General features: G+C 66.3%; 18 protein-coding genes. 8 read left to right on the top strand and 10 right to left on the bottom strand.

The window, feature by feature from the left end; all coding sequences use genetic code 11:
* The first annotated feature begins 87 nt into the window (after positions 1-87).
* On the top strand, positions 88-1,461 hold the full coding sequence (locus tag ACNA7R_RS09095; protein ID WP_416283248.1) for a nicotinate phosphoribosyltransferase: 1,374 nt from the start codon (positions 88-90) through the stop codon (positions 1,459-1,461).
* Between the two features lie 330 nt (positions 1,462-1,791).
* Here the strand turns inward: ACNA7R_RS09095 and ACNA7R_RS09100 are convergent, their stop codons facing one another.
* The 3 genes from ACNA7R_RS09100 to ACNA7R_RS09110 all read right to left on the bottom strand — a co-directional run bounded on the left by ACNA7R_RS09100 (position 1,792) and on the right by ACNA7R_RS09110 (position 3,665).
* Positions 1,792-3,069, bottom strand: a complete 1,278-nt coding sequence (locus ACNA7R_RS09100; RefSeq protein WP_416283249.1) for an RNA-guided endonuclease InsQ/TnpB family protein — start codon at positions 3,067-3,069, stop codon at positions 1,792-1,794.
* A gap of 72 nt (positions 3,070-3,141) precedes the next feature.
* On the bottom strand, positions 3,142-3,357 hold the full coding sequence (locus ACNA7R_RS09105) for a hypothetical protein (protein ID WP_416283250.1): 216 nt from the start codon (positions 3,355-3,357) through the stop codon (positions 3,142-3,144).
* 131 nt (positions 3,358-3,488) lie between these two features.
* Positions 3,489-3,665, bottom strand: a complete 177-nt coding sequence (locus tag ACNA7R_RS09110; protein ID WP_416283251.1) for a hypothetical protein — start codon at positions 3,663-3,665, stop codon at positions 3,489-3,491.
* A 296-nt stretch (positions 3,666-3,961) separates the two neighbouring features.
* On the opposite strand from ACNA7R_RS09110, the gene ACNA7R_RS09115 reads away from it, so the two are divergent.
* Positions 3,962-4,822, top strand: a complete 861-nt coding sequence (locus ACNA7R_RS09115) for a universal stress protein (RefSeq protein WP_416283252.1) — start codon at positions 3,962-3,964, stop codon at positions 4,820-4,822.
* A 23-nt stretch (positions 4,823-4,845) separates the two neighbouring features.
* Here the strand turns inward: ACNA7R_RS09115 and ACNA7R_RS09120 are convergent, their stop codons facing one another.
* Genes ACNA7R_RS09120 through ACNA7R_RS09130 form a run of 3 tightly spaced genes read right to left on the bottom strand, consistent with a single transcriptional unit; the run spans position 4,846 to position 6,333 of the window.
* Positions 4,846-5,307, bottom strand: a complete 462-nt coding sequence (locus tag ACNA7R_RS09120) for a pyridoxamine 5'-phosphate oxidase family protein (RefSeq protein ID WP_416283253.1) — start codon at positions 5,305-5,307, stop codon at positions 4,846-4,848.
* Positions 5,308-5,344: 37 nt separating this feature from the next.
* On the bottom strand, positions 5,345-5,788 hold the full coding sequence (locus ACNA7R_RS09125; protein ID WP_416283254.1) for a CBS domain-containing protein: 444 nt from the start codon (positions 5,786-5,788) through the stop codon (positions 5,345-5,347).
* Between the two features lie 53 nt (positions 5,789-5,841).
* Entirely contained in the window at positions 5,842-6,333 is a 492-nt protein-coding gene (locus tag ACNA7R_RS09130) for a metal-dependent hydrolase (protein ID WP_416283255.1), read from the bottom strand.
* Positions 6,334-6,438: 105 nt separating this feature from the next.
* Here ACNA7R_RS09130 and ACNA7R_RS09135 point away from each other — a divergent pair, with 105 nt between their 5' ends.
* Complete coding sequence (locus ACNA7R_RS09135) at positions 6,439-7,068, top strand: uracil-DNA glycosylase family protein (RefSeq protein ID WP_416283256.1); 630 nt, start codon at positions 6,439-6,441, stop codon at positions 7,066-7,068.
* Here the strand turns inward: ACNA7R_RS09135 and ACNA7R_RS09140 are convergent.
* Entirely contained in the window at positions 7,065-8,342 is a 1,278-nt protein-coding gene (locus ACNA7R_RS09140) for a DNA polymerase Y family protein (RefSeq protein ID WP_416283257.1), read from the bottom strand. The genes ACNA7R_RS09135 and ACNA7R_RS09140 overlap by 4 nt on opposite strands.
* Positions 8,343-8,808: 466 nt before the next feature.
* On the opposite strand from ACNA7R_RS09140, the gene ACNA7R_RS09145 reads away from it, so the two are divergent.
* Positions 8,809-9,210, top strand: coding sequence for an FAS1-like dehydratase domain-containing protein (locus ACNA7R_RS09145; RefSeq protein ID WP_416283258.1), 402 nt, complete (start codon positions 8,809-8,811; stop codon positions 9,208-9,210).
* A gap of 18 nt (positions 9,211-9,228) precedes the next feature.
* Here ACNA7R_RS09145 and ACNA7R_RS09150 read toward each other — a convergent pair whose 3' ends face one another.
* The 3 genes from ACNA7R_RS09150 to ACNA7R_RS09160 all read right to left on the bottom strand — a co-directional run bounded on the left by ACNA7R_RS09150 (position 9,229) and on the right by ACNA7R_RS09160 (position 11,919).
* Positions 9,229-9,552 (bottom strand): transcription factor S, encoded by a 324-nt coding sequence (locus ACNA7R_RS09150; RefSeq protein ID WP_005559661.1) that lies wholly within the window; start codon positions 9,550-9,552, stop codon positions 9,229-9,231.
* A 298-nt stretch (positions 9,553-9,850) separates the two neighbouring features.
* Entirely contained in the window at positions 9,851-10,840 is a 990-nt protein-coding gene (locus tag ACNA7R_RS09155; protein ID WP_416283259.1) for a beta-ribofuranosylaminobenzene 5'-phosphate synthase family protein, read from the bottom strand.
* An 83-nt stretch (positions 10,841-10,923) separates the two neighbouring features.
* Entirely contained in the window at positions 10,924-11,919 is a 996-nt protein-coding gene (locus ACNA7R_RS09160; RefSeq protein WP_416283260.1) for a PhoU domain-containing protein, read from the bottom strand.
* A 422-nt stretch (positions 11,920-12,341) separates the two neighbouring features.
* Here ACNA7R_RS09160 and ACNA7R_RS09165 point away from each other — a divergent pair, with 422 nt between their 5' ends.
* The 4 genes from ACNA7R_RS09165 to pstB form a co-directional block, all read left to right on the top strand.
* Positions 12,342-13,421 carry a substrate-binding domain-containing protein gene (locus tag ACNA7R_RS09165; protein ID WP_416283261.1) on the top strand — a complete coding sequence of 360 codons (1,080 nt, stop codon included), beginning with the start codon at positions 12,342-12,344 and terminating at the stop codon, positions 13,419-13,421.
* Between the two features lie 14 nt (positions 13,422-13,435).
* On the top strand, positions 13,436-14,446 hold the full coding sequence (gene pstC / locus ACNA7R_RS09170) for a phosphate ABC transporter permease subunit PstC (RefSeq protein WP_416283262.1): 1,011 nt from the start codon (positions 13,436-13,438) through the stop codon (positions 14,444-14,446).
* On the top strand, positions 14,443-15,354 hold the full coding sequence (pstA, locus tag ACNA7R_RS09175; RefSeq protein ID WP_416283263.1) for a phosphate ABC transporter permease PstA: 912 nt from the start codon (positions 14,443-14,445) through the stop codon (positions 15,352-15,354). Before pstC ends, pstA begins: the two co-directional genes overlap by 4 nt.
* A gap of 1 nt (position 15,355) precedes the next feature.
* The coding region (gene pstB, locus ACNA7R_RS09180) for a phosphate ABC transporter ATP-binding protein PstB (protein WP_416283264.1) at positions 15,356-16,182 on the top strand (827 nt) is incomplete at its 3' end.

A 16,182-nucleotide genomic window follows, 5' to 3' on the forward strand; every position in this document is an offset into this window, starting at 1 on the left:
GGTCGAGCCACAAGAAAGATCACCGAGCGAGCGACGGGCGTTCCGCCCCGGGCTATTTCGTTCGCGGCCGCGTCAGTACCCGTCGCCATGACCGCTCCCAGGTTCGGCCACGTCCGTCCCCGCGACCTCGCGCTGTTCACCGACCGGTACGAGCTGACGATGATGCAGGGGTACCACGGGACGGACCACGACCCGATCGCGACGTTCTCGGTGTACTTCCGATCGTTGCCGTCGGATCGGGGCTACGCCGTCGCCGCGGGCCTCGAGCAGGTGCTGGCGGCCCTCGACGCGCTCGAGTTCGACGCCGACGCGCTGGCGTTTCTCGCCGACCAGGGGTTCAGTGACGAGTTCCTCGCGACCCTGGAGTCGTATTCCTTCGGCGGCGAGATCCGAGCGGTTCCGGAGGGAACCCTCGTCTTCCCGAACGAACCCATCCTCGAGGTGACCGCGCCGATCCTCGAGGCCCAGCTGCTCGAGACGCTGGTACTCAACCAGGTCGGCTACCAGACGCTCGTGGCGACGAAGGCCGCGCGGATGGCCGACGTCGTCGCTCGCCACGGGGACGACCAGGAGCTGGTCGACTTCGGCTCCCGGCGGGCCCACGGCGTCGACGCGGGGCTCAAAGCCGCCAGGGCCGCGTACGTCGGCGGCTTCGACGGCAGCTCGAACGTGCTGGCGGGCGAGCGGTTCGGGGTGCCGACCTACGGGACGATGGCCCACTCGTGGGTCCAGAGCTTCGAGACCGAACGGGCGTCGTTCGAGGCGTTCGCCGACAGCTACGGCGACGACGCGATCTACCTCGTCGACACCTACGACACGGTCCGGGGGGCCGAGCGCGCGGTCGCCGTCGCCGACGAGCGCGACGTCCGGCTGGGCGGGGTGCGCCTCGACTCGGGGGACCTGATCGAACTCTCGAAGGTGGTCGACGACATCGTCGGCGACGCGGGCATCGTCGTCTCCTCGAGCGTCGACGAGTTCTTTCTCCGGGAGTTCTTCGACGCGGGCGGGGTCGCGACCGCGTTCGGTCCCGGAACGGCGCTGACGACGAGCAGGGACGCCCCCAGTAGCGGGGTCGTCTACAAGCTCACCGCCGTCGAGCGCGACGGCGACCTCGAGCCGAGTATGAAGCTCTCGCCAGGGAAGGTGACCTACCCCGGGCAAAAGGAGACCTACCGCATCGAGCGGGAGGGGTCGTTCGTTCGTGACGTCCTCGCGACCCGCGAGGAGTCCGTGGAGGGACGGCCGCTGCTCGAGACGGTCGTCGAGGACGGCTCGCTCGTCGCCGACCCGCCGACCCTCTCCGAGGCCCGCGAGCGAACGCGGAGTCAACTCGAGTCCCTTCCCGAGCGCTATCGACGCGTCTCCGACCCCGACACCTACGAGGTTCGGATCAGCGACGGGCTCGAGAGCCTCAGACGGCGGACGGAACGGGAGATTACGGACCGCGAACGGAGAGGGTGAGCGCGCGCCGAAATCCAATGCGGCCCGTCGGTAATCGGTCCGTTCGGCACGGAACGTATTACATACATATGTATGTAAGTCACTTCTGTCGGATTCCGGTTGGTCGCCGCGGTCGAGGACGGGTATCGGGAGCGGCTTCTCGGATCGGCAACCGAATCGAACGGTCGTGTACCGCCGGCCGATCGGCGGGCCGTCGGCGCGGATCGGTCTCGGGAAGGGGCGGGTAAATCGCCTCGGGGTCAAGTGGTTCGAAAGGTCGAAGACCTTTCGTCATCACGGAAGATCTTCGATCTTCCGTACGACCCCGAGGCTTTCGCGTGGACTCCCGTTCTATGCCTGAGTAGAGGCAGGGGGTATGTACTCCCCGCTCACGTTCAGCGTCCCACGATTCAAGCGCACATCTACGGGTGCGCCTCCGTCGTCTGCATTTTGCCGACGGCGGAGATACTGCAAACCGATGTTCTTCGAGGCGTTGTAGTCGGCATGGTTCTCATACCCGCACTGCTGACACTCGAACGACTCGCCCGACCGGTTGTCGTCGTGGGTAAACCCACACGTCGAGCAACGCTTTGACGTGTTTCGCGGGTCAACCTGTACGACTTCAATACCGTGTTCTTCGACCTTGTATTCGACGTACTCGTAGAGGCGTCGGAACGCCCAGACGTGTTGCCACGTCGCCCTGGGAATATTCTCCCGGATATGGGTCAAATCCTCGAACACGATATGCGAACAGTCGTTTTCGACAGCCTCCTCGATAAGTTCGTTCGCCACCGTGTGCAGGTGTATCTCGAAGCGTCCGTACTCTTTCTGCCCGACCGATTCGATGTTCTCGTGGGCGTGACGAGAACCACACTGTTGAAGCGAACCACGACGTTTCTCGTATTCTCGACGCCAGTGGTTGAACTCGTCTGCCGACCAGAATCGCCCCGTCGAAGCGACGGCGAGGTTGTTGACGCCCAAATCCACACCAAGGACTGTTCTGTGCTTGGATGCGGATTCGGGCGATTTCTCGTCTGCTTCGACTTTCCGCATTGAAGCGTGGAGATACCAGTCACCGTCGCGGTACTGTAAGTGGGCCATCCGAAACTCGAAGTCCTCGTCGGAGACGTACTTGGTGGGTGGCGTCTCCGAGTCGTCGGGAAGGATGTAGTCGCACTCGATGCGCCCATCCACGGTCGAAAGAGAAACGTGGTCGCGGTGGAAGGTCGCACTCCGTTTGTCGTACACCGCGCTATCGGCAGAAAAGTGCGGTTGCGACGTTTTCTCACCACGTTCGAGACGCGAGACTCCGCTTTTGACGGCTTCGACCGCCCTGCGAATCCCTTTCTGGACGAGATTCGCGGTTAGGTCGGTTTCGTCGCGGAGTTGGTCGTAGAGGGCGCGTTCGGCTTTGGCTTTGGAAGTGACGTGGTAGCCGTCGTCGTCACCAGAAACGCGCGGCGTTTCTGGTTGGCAGCCAGATTCCTCCGGAATCTGGCGACGCCCGTGCCAGCACCACTCGCTTGCGGTGTTGGCGCAGTGTTTGAACTGCTCGACCGTCTCTCGAAGGGATGCGTCGGCTCCTTCGGGAGTGTCGAGTTTGATGACGGCGGTACGACGGTATTCCACTGTGACTTCACATATATAAGCGGTGTTACTTATATATCAGGGAGTCAGTCAGCCATCGGGGCGTGGATTGTGTCATCGAGTGTCGACTTCCTCCCCGACCTCAAGGGTCGGGGCATCCGTCTTGTACCGCCTGTGAACGAAGAGCGCGTCGTAGACGAACGCCATCGCAGCCAGTGCCCCGAACAGCACCCCCAGGTGGAACGCGATCGGGGTGAGCAGACCGACCAGTACGCCGCCCGCCAGACAGACGACGATGCTGCCGAGGAGTTCGTCGTAGTAGTCGGTCATCGATGCTCACCTCGTCTAGGGAGACGGGATGTCAGCGGATAACGTCTCCCACAGGTTCCCGGTACGTGAGAACCGAGACCGATCGGTCGAGAGACGAGCTTCCGACCCGTCGCGGTTCACGGACGCTCGAGCTACTCGGTTTCGATCGTGATGTCTCCGACCTGTGTCGACTCGTGGTACTGGCAGATGTACGTCGTCATCTCCTCGGTCGCGGTGACGCCCTCGATCATCGCCTCCTCGCCCTCCGCCTCGACGTCGTCGCTCTGGTAGTCCTCGACGACGTCGCCGTCCTCGTTTCGAATCTCCATGTTGTGGAGGATTCCGTCGGCGTTGACCCACCTGAAGTCGTACTCCTGGCCCTCGATGAGGGTGATCGTCGGGTTTTCGTCCCCCTCGATGAACGCCGGCTCGATCCCACCCCAGTGGGAGACCTGGCCGTCGAAGTAGAACTCGTCGACGGCCCCCCAGTCCTCGTCGCCCGCCTCCTCGTCCGGTTCGGCCTCCTCGGAGCCGCATTCGTTCGCTCGAGCCGGGACGGTTCCGCTACCGTTCGGTCGACCTCCCGACCGGATAGCGGTAAGTACGTCGTCGTCGAAGGCGGCGTATGGTCGATCGACTCCTGGTTCCGACCGACGGCAGCGGTCCCGCCACGGCCGCCCTCGAGCTGGCGCTCGCGATCGCGACGGCGACGACCACCGTCTCCGTCCTCTCGGTCGTCGAGGGGAGCGAGGGGTCCGCGTCGCGCCCGGGACCGGCGGGACGGACCGCCGAGGAGATCCTCGCGGAGGCCCGCAGTCGGCCGAGAACGAGCGGAACGACCCTCGAGACCGCGGTTAGACGGGGACCGCCTCGAGAGCGGATCCTCGAGTACGCCGAGCGCGAGGCCGTCGACCTGATCGTGGTGGGCGCCCACGGTCGGCGGGAGACCGAGCCGCTGGTCGTCGGCCGGGTAACGGAGGGGGTCGTCCGCGACGCGCCCGTCCCGGTGCTCGTCGTCCGCGCGAGCGACGACGTCCGACGGCGGTACCCGTTCGAGCGCGTCCTCGTGCCGACCGACGGGAGCGCTCACGCGACCGCCGCCCTCGAGCACGGTATCGAGACGGCAGCCGAGACGGGGGCGACGCTGCACCTGCTGTCGGTCGTGACGGCGACCGAGTACGGGAACGATCCCGAGACCCAGCGGCTGCTCGAGCGCCTCGCGGAGAGCGCGAGGGACCTGCTCGAGTCGGCGGCAGAGCGGACGGTCGCCGACGGGCTCGACGTCCGGACGGCGGTCAGAACCGGCTCGGTCCACCGCGAGATCACCGCCTACGCCGAGCGCGAGGACGTCGACCTGCTCGTGATGGGGACTCGAGGGCGGACCGCCGACGGCGGAGAACTGCTCGGAAGCGTTACCGAACGTGTCCTCCGCACCGCCCCGGCGCCCGTCCTCACCGTTCGAGCGGCGGGAGCGGACGAGCACTGACTGCGAACGGACGGCTCCGGAAACTACGGGAGGGTCTCTCCGCCCGTCTTGCGCCCGGTGAGCTCCTCGATCTCGAGTTCGTACACCGACCACTCGATGGCCTCGAGATCCTCGTCGAAGATCCGCGGCTTTCCGAACCGCTCGATCATCGTCGCCTCGTCGAACGCCTCGCGGTCCGTCCCGGTCAGTTCTCGGATCGGACCGAGGGCGACGACGCTCCAGGAGCCGTCGGACGGCCCGACGGCGTACAGCAGGAGACAGGCCTCGGCCGTCGCCTCGAGGTACGACAGCTTCCTGCTCGCGCCGTCGTCGGTGAGCCGGACGTACAGGGATCCGTCCTCGTAGTAACAGCCGACGGGAACCGCGTAGGCCGACCCCGAACTCGCCAGCGCGAGCACGCCGGTGTCGGTCGTCTCGAGGGCCGCTTCGATCTCGGCCTCGCCCATCCCGAACGTGTACACGTACCCGATCCGATCGAGAGACATACCGCACCTACGGGCGCCACCGTCATGAATCGCTGCGCTACCAGCGCGGCTTCTCGATCGGTCGGGCCGCGTCGTCAGGGCGTTCCCCGGACGCGCGCTCCGCCGACCCTCCAGCCGAGCGAACCGCGCCGATGTCCAGCGCCGTGATTACGTCGGTTCGCGTGACCAGTCCCGCGAGTCCCTCGCGGTCGTCGAGGACGACGAGACGCGCGATATCGTTTCGCTGCAGCGAGACGAGCGCCTCCCAGGCCTTCTCGGTCGGCGAGAGGGTCTCGAGGTCGGTCGTCATCACCGATCGAACCGTCCGCGAGTCTCGCTCGCTCGGCGGGACCGTCCGGGCGTCCTCGAGGGTGACGACGCCGGCGACCGAACCGTTCTCGACGACCGAAAACCCGGTGTGTCGGTGTTCCATCATCGCATCGAGCAGTTCGGCGACCGTCGTCTCCGGGGAGACGGTGTCGAGTTCGGCGACGGGCGTCATCAGATCCCCGACGGTGATCCCCTCGATAGAGAAACTAGTACGACCGTTTACTGCTATCCGGTCGTGACCACAACTCCCGCAGCCGCGGCCGTCGCCGCGACACCGGCGAGAAACAGCGCGTAGTTCGCTACCGGGTTCTTCGCGGGCGTCACGTTCAGCGTGTACCGTCGCCTCGAGACGGGCCAGAACGGCCTGATTCCCATCGGGGTCAGCGCGTCGGCGAGCAGGTGCGAGCCGATCGAGAGCGTCCCGACGAGGAAGGCGAAGCCGACGAACGCGACGTCGACCAGCGGTGAGGCGGCCTCCACGAGCACGGCCGCGGCCGCGGCGAGAGCGGCCCCGACCAGCGCCGCGAAGACGAGCGTGTGGGTCGGCCCGCGGTGTTCGATCAGCGGCAGCCGATGATCGACGTCGGGCAGCGTCGACAGCGAGACGCAGACGAGTCCGCCGACGATCGCGACGGCCTCGAGGCCGGCGAACGCGACCGCAGCGCCGATCGGCGCGTACACGAGCAGGGCGGCGCCGTAGTGACCGTACTGGTACATCCGGGGTAACTGGTTCCCGATCGTTGATAAGTTCTCCCCCGAACACCCCGAGTCGCTCGCGTCCAACCGCGGTCGTTATGGGAGCCGACCCCCTCAGTTCGGGGCGTGCAAAACGTCACCGACAGGACGAGCAACCCGTTCGGCATGCGACCGCCCTTCGACCGGAGCCCTCCCGGCGACCGAGCCGCCGTCTTCGGCTACGGCGACGCCAACGCGGACTTTCACCTGATCGGCGACCACCCCGGCGTCCACGGCGGTGCCGACACGGGCGTCCCGTTCAGCGCCCCCGAGGTCGAGCCGCTGCGGGCGGTCTGTCGCGAGGTCGAGTTCGAGAGCGGCCCGCGGGACGAACCCGTCTTCGAGAACCTGTTCGCCAGCTACGTCCACATGTGTACGCTGCCGGCCGGCGAAACGCCCACCGATCGGGAGTACGACGACCTCGAGCGCTACTTCGACGCCGAGTTGCGCGCGATCAACGCCCACATCCTGATGCCCGTCGGCGAGCGGGCGACCGACCGCGTGCTCGAGGGGTACACCACCCAGCGGGATCGGATCGACCTCGAGATGCCCGCGTTACATGCGACAGAAATCCGCGGGCGAGGGTTTCTCGTCGTCCCGATCCGGGAACCCGCCGCGTGGGAGGATACCGAACGGGAGGCGCTCGTCGCGCGGCTCGAGGCGATCCTCGGGCGGGACTACCGCCAGACGAAAGGCGTCGCGACGCTCGTCGGTTAGAAGTCCTCGAGCGAGGACTGGCCCTCGCCGGGCCGTGACCGATCGTCCCCTCCGACCTCGGATCGCGGCCCGGGGTCGGGGTCGGCGTCGTCGCGCGTCCCCGCCCAGCCGTCGAGGCTGGTCTGGTCGGCCGCGGCGAACTCGAGGTTCGCGACCCTGACGCCGACTTTTCTGACGGGCTCGCGCTCGAACTCCGCGAACAGCTCTCGAGCGATGCGCTCGACCAGTTCCGGCTCGTCGACCGGGCCGGGCAGCGAGCGCTCGCGGGTGTTGACCTCGAAGGGGGGTTCGACGGCCTTGACGCCGACGGTCCGGTACAGGGCGCCCTCTCGCCGAGCGCGGTCGGCGACCGCGGCCGCCAGCGTCTCGATCTGCTCGTACTTCGGCTCCGGTTCCGCGACGGGCTCGGCGAACGCCGACTCCCGCGAGAAGCTCTTGGGGTCGCCCTTCGGCTCGACCCGTCGGTCGTCGTCACCGCGGGCGCGGTCGTACAGCTCCCGGCCGCGCTCGCCGAAGCGTTCGACCAGCGGCTCGGGGTCGGCCGCGGCGACGTCGCCGGCGGTCTCGAGGCCCATCTCGCGCAGTTCGCGCGCGGTGACGGGACCGACGCCGTGGAGCAGGTCGACCTCGAGCGGGGCCAGAAACTCGCGGAGTTCGCCGGGACGGACGACGGTCAGCCCGTCGGGTTTGTCGAAGTCGCTGGCGATCTTGGCCGCGCTCATCGTCGGCGCGGCGCCGACGCTGACGACGATGCCGACCTCCCGGCGGATGCGGTCTTTGACGTGGCGGGCGAAGCCGTCGGCGACCTCCCAGGCGGTGCGGTCGGTGACCTCGAGGTAGGCCTCGTCGATGCTCACCTCGCGGACGACGTCGGCGCAGTCGTGGAGAATCTCCTGAACCTCGCTCGCGACGGACTCGTAGTAGTCCAGGTCGACGGGGCGGTAGTGGCCCGTTTCCGACTCGTCGAGTTCGGGGTCGTAGTCATCGTCTTCGGGGTCGAGAGCGACGCGACGGGGGAGGCGCTCGAGGGCCGTCGAGATCGCCTGCGCGCTCTCGACGCCGAACTCGCGGGCCTCGTAGCTGGCGGTCGCGACGGCCCCGTTCGTCTCGCCGGGCTCGTACCCCATCCCGACGACGACGGGCTCGCCTCGCAGTTCGGGCTCGCGCAGCCGCTCGCAGGACGCATAGAAGCAGTCTGCATCGACGTGGAGGACGATGGGATCCTCCTGGTCCTCGTCGTCCTCGATTCCGGGAAGTCGCGGCCCGTCTGCCATTCACAGGAGAGTTCGGGCGGACGGTTGTGAACGTTGCGCCCCTCGAGCGGTGTGTCTCTCGAACGGAATCGACTCGTCGCTTCGGGCCGGCTACCCATCGCCGCGGTGGCGCGTGCTGTCGATCGACCGAGCGCGAGCGAGGGCGAGCGACGATATCGCGTGAGGGATGAGTGAGCGGAGCGCGGCGCGTAGCGCCGCGGACAGGCGAACGGCCAGCGGCCGTGAGCCCGCGAGCGAACGAATCGGCTGGGGAGGATGTGGAAATCCGTGTGTTCGTGCGAGACGGTCGCGGTCTCAGAACCTGCTATTTCGAAAGTCCCTGCCCATTTCCAGTCTCATCCGTCACCGGCTGATCGGGCTGCAGTCTGAGCGCCGGCCGTTCGGACCGCGCCTCAATCATCGAACGAGGCGTTTCGGTAGGAGATAGCTTTCTGCGTAGGGGCCTCGTATCACCAGTCACGTCTCCATGACCCGACCGACCGAGGGCGAGACCCACACGTTCGAGCGCGCGTTCACGACCGAGGAGGTCCGACAGTTCGCCGAGCTCTCACAGGACACCCAGCCCCGACACACCGAGCCCGACGAGGAGGGCCGACTGCTGGTTCACGGCCTGCTGACCGCGACGCTGCCGACGAAGATCGGGGGCGACCTCGAGGTGCTCGCCACCTCGATGACCTTCGAGTTCCGCCAGCCAGTGTACACCGGGGAGTCGATCGCGTGCGCCTGGACCTACGAGTCCGTCGCCGAGCACGAGGATCGCTACAGCCTGGTCGTCGACGTGGACTGCGAGAACGAGGCCGGCGAGAGCGTCCTCACCGCCACTATCGAGGGAGTCGTCTGGAAAGGGGTCGGGGACGGGCAGCCGTAGCACTCGTGAGCGACGCGATCAGTTGTAGCCGCGCCAGCGGTGGCCACACTCGGTGCACTTGAAAAAGCGCGTCGGCGGCTCGTCGGCCGAGGCGGTCTGCTTGAGCGTGTACCACGCCTCCTGGGTGCCACACTCGTCGCAGACGACGTCGGTCGCCTTCGGTTTGCCCTCGAAGTTTGCGTCCTCGCTGGACTCGATTATTTCGTCGTCGGTCTGGGACTCGGTCGTGACGAACTCGCTTTCGGCCTCGCGGTCGCGCTCGCTCGAGGCGCCGCAGTTCGAACAGACCATGCGGTCGCCGTCGGCTTTCATCATCGAACCGCAGTCGTCGCAAAACTGCATGTCCGCACGTACGCACGCACAGCGACAAAACTCCCTCGCTCGCTCTGACGTGGAGCACTCCTCGGGTCTCGTTGCGCCGATCGCGGTAAAGTGCGCTGCTCAGACTGGCAACAATGAGTGGCCACGTCCTCCCCAACCGATTCGCTCACTCGCGTTGCTCGCTCGCTCATCCCTCACACGACTTTGAACCGATAGCTCGCCGGTCCGAGGCGCTCACGCTGCTCGCGCCTCGCTCCGCTCGCTATCGGCCAGCGCGCGCCACCGCAACGTGGAACGATCGCACGCATCGAGACCCGGTTCAACTCCGTTCTGCCGTCTCGAGGTCGACCCTCGCTCCCGCCGTCGCGGCAGCCGAGAGGACGACCTCCCCGCCGAACCCGCCGTCCACGAGGGCGTCCTCGGCCGCGGCTCTGGCCTCCGTCGCGTGGGCGGCGTCGGTCAGTCCGTAGACGACCGGGCCCCACGAGGACTGGCCGACGCCGGTGAGGACGGGACAGTCCTCGAGGGTCGCGACCAGCTCGCCCGCGGGCGGGCGAAAGACTCCGCCCTGGGCGTCGGCGTACCAGGCGCCGTTCTTGTGACCGATCTCGGCGATCGCCTCGCCGAACGCCTCGAGCCGGCCCTCGGCCGCGGCGGGCAGCAGTTTGCGAGTGACCACGCCCGCGAGCTCGTCGGCGACTGCGGGATCGGCCCGTTCGACGACCGCGCGCATGCTGGCATCCTCGTTCTCGCCGCTGCGGCCCGGATCGGCGTCGGGAACGACGACCAGAAAGCGCCAGTCGTCGGGCAGGCGGTGGCGGGCGACAACGGGGGGCACCGTCCAGTCGCCCTCCGCGGGCGGCTCGGTCGTAAACCGGCTCGTCGGGTGGCCGGCGTCGACGACGAACCCGCCGTCCTCGAACGTCGCGACGCCGATCCCGCTGCGGCCTCCCCGACCCATCGCGGGCGCCAGTTCCCGGACCCGCGGCTCGAGGCCGTGCGCTCGAGCGGTCGCCGCGAGCACGGTGAGCGCGAGCTGGGTACCGCTCCCGAGGCCGACGTGACGTGGCAGGCGCTCCTCGAGGGCGACCTCGACGCCCGGAACGTGCAGGACGTCGACGGCCCGACGGGCGTACTCCTCGAGAAGGGAGTCCGGCGCTTCGACCGTCGGGGCGGGCTCGGCGGTGACGGTCACGCGGGGCCGCTCGAGACCGACCCCGATGCCACCGTAGAGTCGCCGCCGGGCGAGCGAGAGGTTCTGGAAGCCGAAGTGGAGGCGCGCACCCGCGCTGACGGTCACCTGTCCCATTGCTGTTCCGCCGTAGGAATCCGTCCGGGAAGGGGGTTTCGACGCTGGCAACGGCTGACGACACTGCGGAGCGGCGTGCCCGATCAGGGGCGCGGCGCGGCCTTCTGCAGGGCCGTCTCGGCGACGTTGCCGCCGTAGTCCGCGCTTCGTGACAGCGAGTCGAGCACCAGGCCGAGCGACTGGGCCTGCACGGGATCGAGATCCCGGAGGAGTTCGTCGACGCGACGGGTGTGTTCGTCGATCTCGGGAACGGCCTCGAGCGCGCTGTGGCCCTTCTCGTTGGCCTCGTCGCTCTCCTCGGCGAACAGCGCGTCCATCGACCGCTCGATGATCGTCGCCGCGTCCTCGTGGAGGGCCAACAGCGCCTCAGCGACCTCTTCGGGGATCGCCTCGAGCTTGAGCGCCAGCCGGGCGATCTTGACGGCGTGGTCGGCGACGCGCTCGAGCTGGCGGGCGCTCGAGTGGTAGTCGAAACAGTCCTCGCGGGAGACGCCGAGCCCCTCCGCGGCCCCCGGGGAGCGAAGCGTGGCCCGGAAGATCCGCGAGACGACCAGAAAGAGCCGGTCGACGTCGTCGTCGCGCTCGATGACATCCTGTGCGATGTCGTCGTCGTTTTCGATCAGAGCGGTGACGGCGTCTTCGAGCATCGAGGTGGCGATCAGGCGCATTCGGGAGACGGCATTGACGATCGACAGCTCCGCGGAGTCGAGCAGGTCCTGAACGACGACGCAGCCGCTTTGCTCCTCGACGACCTCGACCCCGATGAGCCCCTGGATCGCACTGCGGATCGCCCGTCGCTGGTCGGTCGTGATCCGGGTCGCCTCGAGGCGGATGACGTCGAACCCGCTGACATACATCGTGAGGATCGCCCGTTTTAACTGTTCGTCCTCGAGCGAGGCGATCTCGAGGGTTCCCTCCTGGTGGTCGACGTCGCTCTGTGGGGTGATCAGAAGCGTGTCGTCCTCGGCGTAGATCTCGACGGTCATCCCGCTGCTGACGTCGTTTTCCGTCGCCCACGTCTTCGGCAGCGAGACGGTGTAGGTCGAGCCCCCGGTCACCTGGATCTTGCGCGTCTCCATACCAACCCGGTTCTTGCGGGCACAATATAAATCTGGCTGCATCTATAGAGACAATCGATATCCGCGGTATTCGGTCCAATTAGTCCGGAAATGGTCTACTCATCGGGTGGTGTTCGACGGGAGATATACGGATGGGTACATGCTACAGGGAATTAGTATATAGATATCGCCTCCGCGAGCAAATGGGGTGCTGAATCAAACCTCGAGGCCGGGGAGTCGATCGGAGGTAGCGGGAGAGCCGCTTCGAGTCCGATCGAGATAGCGACGGAAACGACCCTCGAACGGACGGGAAGGGCTCTCACCGGGCTTCGAGAGAACTCGACTCCGATCTACGCTGGGCTATAGAGCCGAATATAGATATACTCGAGGTAGTATATAGAAATTAGCACGCTCTTTATCCCGACGGCGCGACCGACGACCTGATGACGGACAAGCAGTCCGAAAACGGTCGAATCGGAGGCAGATCGCGACGAACGTTCCTGGCCGGCGCGGGTGCGGCGGGACTCGCGAGCCTCGCGGGGTGTACGGCGTTTCTCGAGAGCGCGGCCGAGACCGACGCGACGATCTCCACGGTCGCCGTCGAGAGCGACGAGGACGGCGAGTACTACCACCCAACCCAGGACAACATCGAGAGCGGAGTTTACTCGCCGCTGACGCGGCCGCTATTCATCTACGTCAACCACGCGAGTCTCGAGGAAAAACCGAACACGCTCGGGACGTACGTCCGCCACTACCTTGAGAACCAGCACGACTTCGCCCGCGACGGGGGCTACTACGCGGCGACCGACGGCGTTCGCGACGAAAATCAGGAGGAGTTCGAGGCGGTCCTCAAGGAACTCGGTATCGAACCGGACGAAAACGCGGTCGACGACGACGTCGACTGTTCGGGCAGCAACACCGTCGCACCGGTGACGGACGCCGCGGGCGAGTCCTTCGAAGGTGAGTATCCGGACGCGAACGTCTACGTCGACCCGGAGGGGACCGGCGCCGGGTTCGAGGCCTTCGCGGAGGGCGACTCCGACGTCCAGAGCGCGAGCCGCGAGATCCTCGACGAGGAGGCGGAGATCGCCGAGGAAAACGGCGTCGAGTACAGCCACTACGAGATCGGATGGGACGGCCTGTCGGTCGTCAAACACGGCGAGAACGACTGGATGGACGAGATCTCGCTCGACGACCTCCACGCCGTCTGGCGGTACGAGTCGGACATCACCCGCTGGAGCGACATCGACGACGACTACCCGGACGAGGAGATCGAACTCTGGGGTCGAGACAGCGACTCCGGGACGTTCGACTACTACACCCGCGAGATCAACGGCGAGATCGGCTCCATTCGGACCGACTACAGCGCCCACACCCACACGGATTCGATCATGGAGGGCGTTGCCGACAACCAGTACGCCCTCGGCTGGGGCGGCGTCGGCTACTTCCAAGCGCTCGGCGGCACCCCCGGCGAGGACGAGTTCGACGTCGGAGAAGCGGGTGACGACGAGGACGACGAGTAAGCACTAATAGCACAATGAGCACAGAAACAGGCCCGGGCTCGGGAATCATCGGCGACGACGCCGATGCGGATCGGCGTCGAAATCGCAGGATCCGTCGGCTCCTCTTCGGGTGTACGAGCATCACCGTGTTGACGACGGTGGCGATCTTCGCCGTCCTGTTCGACAACGCGTTCAATTTCTTCTACGACGTTCGCTTTCACGAGTGGCTGATCGGACTCGTCACCGAGTTCCGTCTCGTCCCCGAACAGCGCGTCGCGATCACCGAGTTCCTGTTCGACACCGAGTGGCGACCGTCCCACGCCGACGACCCGCGCTTCGGCGTCCTACCGCTGGTCGCCGGAACCCTGCTGATCACCGTCGGCGCGGCGTTCATCGCGATCCCGATCGGGACCGCGACGGCGCTGTACCTCTCTGAGTACGCCCGCCCGCAAACTCGCAAGTACCTCAAGCCGACCCTCGAGGTGCTGGCCGGCGTGCCCACGATCGTCTACGGGTTCTTCGCGCTGACGTTTATCACACCGACGATCATCGATCCTCTCGCGGCGGCACTCGGACAGGACGTCGGTCGATTCAGCGCGCTCTCGGGAGCGATCGTCGTCGGGATCATGACGATTCCGATGGTCGCCTCGATCTCCGAGGACGCGATGTCGTCGGTCCCCGACGAGTTACGAAACGGGGCGTACGCGCTCGGCGCCTCGAAGTACACGGTGTCGACGAGCGTCGTGCTGCCGGCGTCGATCTCCGGCGTGATGGCGTCGTACATCCTCGCGGTGTCGCGGGCTATCGGCGAGACGATGGCCGTCGCGCTCGCGGCGGGCGTCACGCCGCGGTTGACCGCGAACCCGTTCGCCGAGATCCAGACGATGACTGCCTATATGGTTGACTCGACTCGGTCGACGATGCTGGTCGGGTCGGTCGAGTACCAGAGCTTGTTCGCGGTGGGGCTCGCGCTGTTCGTCATGACGCTGGCCGCGAACCTGCTAAACGACTACGTCAAGCGAAGCTACCGGGAGGTGTACCGATGAGCACCGATACTGAACGACAGGCTGTTAGCGAGTGGATGGACGACGTCGACCTGCACCGGGTGAAACGGAAGAACCGGCTCTTCCACCTCGTCCTCGTCGGCGCGTCGCTGTTCGGGGTGGTCGTGCTCGCCTTCCTGATCGTCGACGTGATACTCGATACCCTGATCGGCGTCGTGGTCTTCGAGATCGACGTCGGGACCTTCCTCACACAGACCGCCTCGAGCGACTGGGCCAGCGCGGGCTTCCTGGGCGCGATGATCGGCTCGGCCTGGCTGCTCGTCTTTACCCTCCTGTTCTCGTTTTTCCTCGGCGTCGGGACGGCGGTGTATCTGGAGGAGTACGCGCCCGACAACCGGACCACGACGCTGATCGAGGCGAACCTGACGAACCTCGCGGGCGTCCCGTCGGTCGTCTACGGACTGCTCGCGCTCGGCGTCTTCGTCAACGCGATGCGAATGGGACCGATCCTGATCGCGGGGGCCCTGGCGCTCGCGCTGCTCGTCACTCCGATCGTCATCGTGGCGAGCCAGGAGGCGCTGCGGGCCGTCCCGGACGGCGTCCGCAACGGCTCGCTGGCGACCGGTGCGACGCAGTGGCAGACGATTCGCGGCGTCGTCCTCCCCTCGGCGATGCCCGGCATCGTCACCGGGACGATCCTGGCGCTCGCCCGCGCGATCGGCGAGACCGCGCCGTTGCTGATGGTCGGGACAGTCTGGGGACTACGGCACCATCCCGGCCCGTTCGACCGCTTCGGTGCGATGCCGACGCAGATCTACGAGTGGGCGTTCCTCCCGGAGGTAGAACTGCAGTACCTCGCCGCGATGGGGATCGCAGTGCTGATGACGATCCTCCTCGCGATGTACGGGGTCGCGTTCTTCGTGCGAAATCGATACGAACGGAGCTACTGACATGGCAAGCAACACCACGAGCGACACCGAATCGCTGATCTCGACGGAAGTATCGGTCGACGGAACCGACGAGCGAACGATCTCCGAAGAAACCGTCGTCGAGACTACCGGTCTCGACGTCTACTACGGTGACGAGCGAGCGCTCTCCGGGGTCGACATCGAGATTCCCGAACGGCAGGTGACGGCGATCATCGGCCCGTCGGGCTGCGGAAAGTCGACGTTCCTCAGATGCATCAACCGAATGAACGATCAGATCGACGCCTGTCACATCGACGGATCCCTCGAGTTCGACGGGAAGAACGTCTACGACGACGACGTCGATCCCGTCGCGCTGCGCCGGAAGATCGGGATGGTCTTCCAGAAACCGAATCCGTTCCCGAAGTCGATCCGCGACAACGTCGCCTACGGGCTGAACGTCCAGGGAAAGACCGACAACGTCGACGAGCGCGTCGAAGAGGCCCTGCGCGGCGCGGCGCTGTGGGACGAGGTGAACGGCCAGCTCGACTCGAGCGGGCTCGACCTCTCGGGCGGCCAGCAACAACGACTCTGTATCGCCCGCGCCATTGCCACGGGTCCCGAGGTCATCCTGATGGACGAACCGACCTCGGCGCTCGACCCAGTTGCGGCGTCGAAGATCGAGGACCTCATCGACGATCTGACCGAACGCTACACGGTCATCATCGTCACCCACAACATGCAGCAGGCGGCCCGGGTTTCGGATCGTACCGCCTTTTTCTACATGGGCAAGCTGATTGAAGTGGATGAAACCGACACCCTCTTCACGCGCCCCAAACTCAAACAAACCGAAGACTACATCACCGGCCGTTT

The organism is Natronococcus sp. (assembly GCF_047921035.1).
Classification (GTDB): domain Archaea; phylum Halobacteriota; class Halobacteria; order Halobacteriales; family Natrialbaceae; genus Natronococcus.